This is a genomic window from Nocardia glycosmidis (assembly GCF_052545115.1).
Genome location: NZ_JBQWRH010000021.1, coordinates 97,636 through 103,635 on the forward strand (window position 1 = coordinate 97,636; position 6,000 = coordinate 103,635).

General features: G+C 67.3%; 4 protein-coding genes and 1 tRNA gene. All 5 read left to right on the top strand.

Annotated features, from left to right (window positions below):
* Positions 1 to 137 precede the first annotated feature (137 nt).
* The 5 genes from ACT86A_RS23575 to ACT86A_RS23595 all read left to right on the top strand — a co-directional run bounded on the left by ACT86A_RS23575 (position 138) and on the right by ACT86A_RS23595 (position 5,527).
* Entirely contained in the window at positions 138 to 344 is a 207-nt protein-coding gene (locus tag ACT86A_RS23575) for a cold-shock protein (protein WP_011206895.1), read from the top strand.
* Between the two features lie 322 nt (positions 345 to 666).
* A complete protein-coding gene (gene topA, locus ACT86A_RS23580; RefSeq protein ID WP_445094376.1) occupies positions 667 to 3,582 on the top strand; it encodes a type I DNA topoisomerase in 2,916 nt (971 codons plus the stop codon).
* Positions 3,583 to 3,612: 30 nt separating this feature from the next.
* Positions 3,613 to 4,119 carry a DinB family protein gene (locus ACT86A_RS23585; protein WP_445094377.1) on the top strand — a complete coding sequence of 169 codons (507 nt, stop codon included), beginning with the start codon at positions 3,613 to 3,615 and terminating at the stop codon, positions 4,117 to 4,119.
* 64 nt (positions 4,120 to 4,183) lie between these two features.
* The gene (locus ACT86A_RS23590; RefSeq protein WP_445094378.1) at positions 4,184 to 5,389 is read left to right on the top strand and encodes a DNA polymerase III subunit delta'; all 1,206 of its coding nucleotides are present in this window, start codon (positions 4,184 to 4,186) and stop codon (positions 5,387 to 5,389) included.
* A 62-nt stretch (positions 5,390 to 5,451) separates the two neighbouring features.
* A tRNA-Thr gene (locus ACT86A_RS23595) sits at positions 5,452 to 5,527 on the top strand.
* Positions 5,528 to 6,000: the final 473 nt, after the last annotated feature.

Here is a 6,000-nt window from a genome sequence, read left to right on the forward strand (position 1 = left end):
ACCGTCAGCAGGATCGATGTTGCGAACGGTGTGCTTGGTGCTTTCCTGCAGGGGGAACCAACAGTACAGCGGTCGGAACGGACCCGGTGGACGAACCCAGTTGTCCGCCGTTCCGGTAAGAAAAGAGAAGGAACAGAATGGCACAGGGAACTGTGAAGTGGTTCAACGCGGAGAAGGGGTTCGGCTTCATCGCGCCCGAGGACGGCTCCGCTGACGTCTTCGTCCACTACTCCGAGATCCAGGGTTCGGGCTTCCGCACCCTCGAGGAGAACCAGAAGGTCGAATTCGAGGTTGGCCAGGGCACGAAGGGCCCACAGGCCACCGGAGTGCGTGCGCTCAGCTGAGCGGCGCAGCTATCCACTGCTCGTCCCCCACCGCCGTATACGGGGTGGGGGACGAGCTATATCTGGGGTAGGCACAGACCCGCGTGAGCCGACGGTACGTCCGTCGAGCACGCCGCGGCGCGGACGTGTCGAAAAGACAGGGCATACTGATTCGAACTGACGCGCGTACGCTCAGTGGTTCGAGTCGCAAGCACTCGACCACTCGCGGCGTCACGGTATAAACGTGTCTGGTGGCGACGTACAGCCGTCGCAGCCGCTTACCCCAAGCCGCGCACAGCGGGAACAACGCAGCGCGGGTCGATCAGGAAAGGTGTATTCGCCGGTGGCAACACGAGACCTCGGTACAGCCGACCAGGGCCGTCCCCTGCGTCGTCTCGTGATCGTCGAGTCCCCGACCAAGGCCCGCAAGATCGCGCCGTACCTCGGGCGTAACTACACGGTCGAGGCGTCGGTCGGCCATATCCGGGATCTGCCGCGTGGCGCGGCGGACGTCCCGGCCAAGTACAAAGGCCAGTCCTGGGCGCGTCTCGGCGTGGACGTGGACAACGATTTCGAGCCCGTCTACGTCGTGAGCCCGGACAAGAAGGCCAAGGTCACCGAGCTCAAGAGCCTGCTGAAGGACGCCGACGAGCTCTACCTGGCGACCGACCCCGACCGGGAGGGCGAGGCCATCGCCTGGCACCTGTTGGAGACGCTCAAGCCGAAGGTGCCGGTCCGGCGGATGGTGTTCCATGAGATCACCGAGCCCGCCATCAGGGCCGCCGCCGCGGACACCCGCGAACTCGACAGCGACCTCGTCGACGCGCAGGAAACCCGCCGCATCCTGGACCGGCTGTACGGCTACGAGGTCAGCCCGGTGCTGTGGAAGAAGGTCATGCCGCGGCTGTCGGCGGGCCGCGTGCAGTCGGTGGCCACCCGGGTGATAGTGCAGCGCGAGCGCGACCGGATGGCGTTCCGGTCGGCCGAGTACTGGGACATCGCCGCCAAACTGGACGCCGGCACCGGAGCGGACGGCGACGCGACGAACCCGAGGACCTTCGGGGCGCGGTTGGTCGCCGTCGACGGCGCCAGGGTGGCGACCGGGCGGGATTTCGGTTCGGACGGCCGGCTCAAGGCCACCAACGGCGTCATGGTCCTGGACGAAGGCTATGCGCGGCGGCTGGCCGAGGCGTTGGACGGTGCCGACCTGGTGGTTTCTTCGGCGGAGGCCAAGCCGTACAGCCGCAAGCCGTACCCGCCGTTCATGACCTCGACACTGCAGCAGGAGGCGGGCCGCAAACTACGTTTCGGCTCTGAGCGGACCATGCGGGTCGCGCAGCGGCTGTACGAGAACGGCTACATCACCTACATGCGTACCGACTCGACCACGCTGTCGGAGTCGGCCATCGCTGCCGCCCGTGCCCAGGCAACGCAGCTCTACGGCGCCGAGTACGTGCACCCGACCGCGCGGCAATACACCCGCAAGGTGAAGAACGCGCAGGAGGCACACGAGGCGATTCGCCCCGCGGGCGATACGTTCGCCACGCCCGGCCAGCTGCACTCGCGGTTGGACAACGACGAGTTCCGCCTCTACGAACTCATCTGGCAGCGCACCGTCGCCTCGCAGATGGCCGACGCGAAGGGCACCACGCTCACCCTGCGCATCACCGGCGTCGCGGGAAGCGGCGAGGAGTGCGTGTTCTCCGCCTCCGGTCGCACCATCACCTTTCCGGGCTTCCTGAAGGCTTACGTGGAGAGCGTGGACGAGGAGGCGGGCGGTCAGTCCGACGACGCCGAATCCCGGCTGCCCGCCCTGGAACAAGGACAGGCGGTCACCGCCGTCGAGCTGAATCCCGATGGCCACAGTACGAATCCGCCCGCCCGCTACACCGAGGCGTCGCTGATCAAGACGCTGGAAGAACTCGGCATCGGTCGTCCGTCGACGTATGCGTCGATCATCAAGACGATTCTGGACCGCGGGTACGTGTACAAGCGCGGCAGCGCGCTGGTGCCGTCCTGGGTGGCGTTCGCCGTCATCGGCCTGCTGGAAGAGCATTTCGGCAGACTTGTCGACTTCGACTTCACCGCCGCAATGGAGGATGATCTCGACGCCATCGCGGGCGGCCGCGAGCAACGCGGAAACTGGTTGTCCAGTTTCTACTTCGGCGGCGATCACGGTGTCGAGGGCTCGGTCGCGCGCTCGGGCGGGTTGAAGAAGATGGTCGGCGACCGGCTCGACGACATCGACGCCCGAGAGATCAACTCCATCAAGCTGTTCGGTGACGCCGATGGACGTGACGTCGTCGTCCGGGTCGGGAGATACGGGCCGTACCTGGAGCGGATGGTCACGAATCCCGATGATCCCGAAGGGAATTCGGTTTCGCAGCGGGCCAACCTGCCGGATGACCTTCCGCCGGACGAGCTGACCCCCGAGGTCGCCGAGAAGTTGTTCGCGACTCCGCAGGAAGGGCGTGCGCTCGGCGTCGACCCCGAGACCGGGCACGAGATCGTCGCCAAGGAAGGGCGTTTCGGTCCGTACGTCACCGAGATCTTGCCCGCGCCGCAGGCCGAGGTGGCGCAGGAGCCGGTCAAGAAGACCGCGAAGAAGGCTGCCGCGCCGAAGCCGCGCACCGGTTCGCTGTTCAAGTCCATGGATCTGGCCACCATCACCCTCGATGACGCGCTGAAGCTGCTGTCGCTGCCGCGGGTGGTCGGTGCCGACCCGGCCACCGGCGAGGAGATCACGGCACAGAACGGCCGGTACGGGCCGTATCTGAAGAAGGGCACCGATTCGCGGTCGCTGAATACCGAGGACCAGATCTTCACCGTGACGCTGGAAGAGGCGCTGAAGATCTACTCGGAGCCGAAGCGGCGGGGACGGCAAGCCTCGAGTACGGCACCGCTGCGTGAGCTCGGCGCCGACTCGGCCACCGGCAAGCCGATGGTGATCAAGGACGGTCGCTTCGGGCCGTACGTCACCGATGGCGAGACCAACGCAACGCTCCGTAAGGGCGATGAGATCGAGTCGATCACCCCGGAGCGGGCTATGGAGCTGCTCGCCGATCGGCGGGCGCGCGGCCCGGTGAAGAAGGCGGCGAAGAAGACGGCGGCCAAGAAGGCCCCCGCCAAGAAGGCTGCCGCCACGAAGACCGCTGCCAAGAAGGTGCCCGCCAAGAAGGCGACGACCACCAAGACGGTCGCCAAGAAGACCGCCGCGCAGAAAACGGCGGCCAAGAAGACCGGCGTCGGGAAGTCGTGAGTTCACGGCCTCGGCCGTAGCCTGAGCGTCATGACTACCGAACAGGAACGCGAGGATCTGATCGCGATGCTCGCCGATCAGCGCGCGCTTTTTCGTATCGCCCTGCGCGGTATCGACGAGGAGCAGGCGCGGCGGCGGACCACCGTGAGCGAGCTGACCCTCGGCGGCTTGCTGCACCACGTGATCAACTGCGAACGGCACTGGACTTCGGTGATCGTGCGGCGCGACGAGAACGCCGAACTGGACGTCTCGAAGTTCGGTGGCGAATACGTCATGGCGGCCGAGGAGACCGTAGCCGGCCTGCTGGCCGGCTGGGACGACGTCGCCGCGGCGACGGCCGATTTGATCCGCTCGGTGGACAGCCTCGACACCTCGATCCCCACTCCGACGACGCCGTGGACGCCGGAGCGGATCTGGCAGTCGGTGCGCTACACGGTGCTGCACATCCTGCGGGAGATCGCGCACCATTCCGGGCACGCGGATATCATCCGCGAGGCATTGGACGGGGCGAACACTACGCAGCAGCGCGCCTCCTAGCGGCGCGATATCGGCGGTCGACGCCCGGCCGGAGGTGTCGGTGCGAGCCATTAGGGTGGACAGCGTGGCGGGTGTCTTCGATCGATTGGTCGGCCAGGAGGCGGTCGAGTCCGAGTTGACGGCTGCCGCCGTAGCCGCGCGCGCGGGCGTGGTCGAGGGGGCGATGACGCATTCGTGGTTGTTCACCGGCCCGCCGGGATCGGGCAGATCCATCGCGGCGCTGTGCTTCGCCGCCGCATTGCAGTGCACCGACCCGCAGGCTCCCGGGTGCGGCCGGTGCCACGCCTGCACCACGACCATGGCGGGCACGCACGGCGATGTGCGCCGGGTAGTGCCCGAGGGATTGAGCATCAGCACCAAGGAGATGCGTGAGATCGTGCAGATCGCCTCGCGCAGGCCGAGCACGGGCCGCTGGCAGGTGGTGGTCATCGAGGATGCCGACCGATTGACCGAAGCCGCGGGCAACGTGCTGCTCAAGGTGGTCGAGGAGCCGCCGGACCGGACGGTGTTCCTGCTGTGCGCGCCGTCGGTGGATCCGGAGGACATCTCGGTCACGTTGCGCTCCCGGTGCCGGCATGTTCACCTGGTGACACCGTCGGTATCCGCTATCACGCGGGTGCTCATCGAACGCGACAAGCTCGACGAGCAGACCGCGGCCTGGGCGGCCGCCATCAGTGGCGGGCACGTCGGGCGAGCCCGCAGGCTCGCCACCGACGAGCAGGCGCGGGCCCGCCGTAAGCGTGCGCTGGCGTTGGTCACCGCGGTCGGTAAGCCCGAAACGGCCTACTCCGCGGCCGACGAGCTGGTGCGCGCCGCTGACGACGAGGCCAAACAGATGAGTGCGGCCCGCGACGAGCGCGAACGTGCGGAGCTCGCCACCGCGATGGGCGCGGGCGGCACCGGAAAGGGCGCGGCGAGTGCCACCCGCGGCTCCGCGGGCGTGTTGAAGGACCTGGAACGACGGCAGAAATCCCGCGCCACCCGCACCGGCCGCGACGCCCTCGATCGCGCCTTGATCGACGTGGCAGGCGTGTACCGCGACGCGCTGGCCGTCCGCTTCGGCGCCGCCCAGCGAGATCGCGGCGTCGCGCTCACCCACCCCGACCTGACCGACCAGATCCACAACCTGGCCGCCCGCGTGCACCCCGAGGGCCTGCTCCGGTCCATCGAGGCCGTCCTCGCCTGCCGCAGCGCCCTCGACCTGAACGTCAAACCCCGCTTCGCTCTCGCCGCCATGGCAGCAGCCCTGATCGCAGCCCAGTCACAGTGACCGTGACCACCGGTTTTCGCGATCCGGCCCAGAGACGATAGACTCGCTTGGCCGCAAGGCACGCCGCCTTAGCTCAGTCGGTAGAGCGCTTCACTCGTAATGAAAAGGTCGGGGGTTCGATTCCCCCAGGCGGCTCCACATGGAAACCGGATCTAACCAGCCGATCTCCGCCGTCCCCGTTGTTCCGGCGAGATGCCGGATCACCCCGTTCTGTCACGGTTTGTCACAAGAGCCTCCAACGTGCTCGCCGCTGACGCCGGCGCATCGCTTTGCGAGTGCACGTAGGTGCGCATCGTGAACGCGTTGTCTGCGTGCCCGAGCCACTCGGCTATCACCGCGATCGGCACCCCTCAAGAGCGCACCGGCAGCGCTTGACCGCTGGAGCGCATTTTGATCCAGTTCGCGTGTTCTGGCATCCGCTTCGGCGACGCGGCAGCACGCGGACTCCTCGGCGCGGGCTGCTTTTTCGTTCACCGAGCAGTGCCGGGCACTACGTCAGCCGTCCCCGACTTGCTCTCCCGCAGTTGCCCACCCAATCCGCCGGCTACGCACGTGGGGCTTGGCTGTGGTCCGGATATACGAAGTTCGAAACCGAGCTGACCAGTGGGATG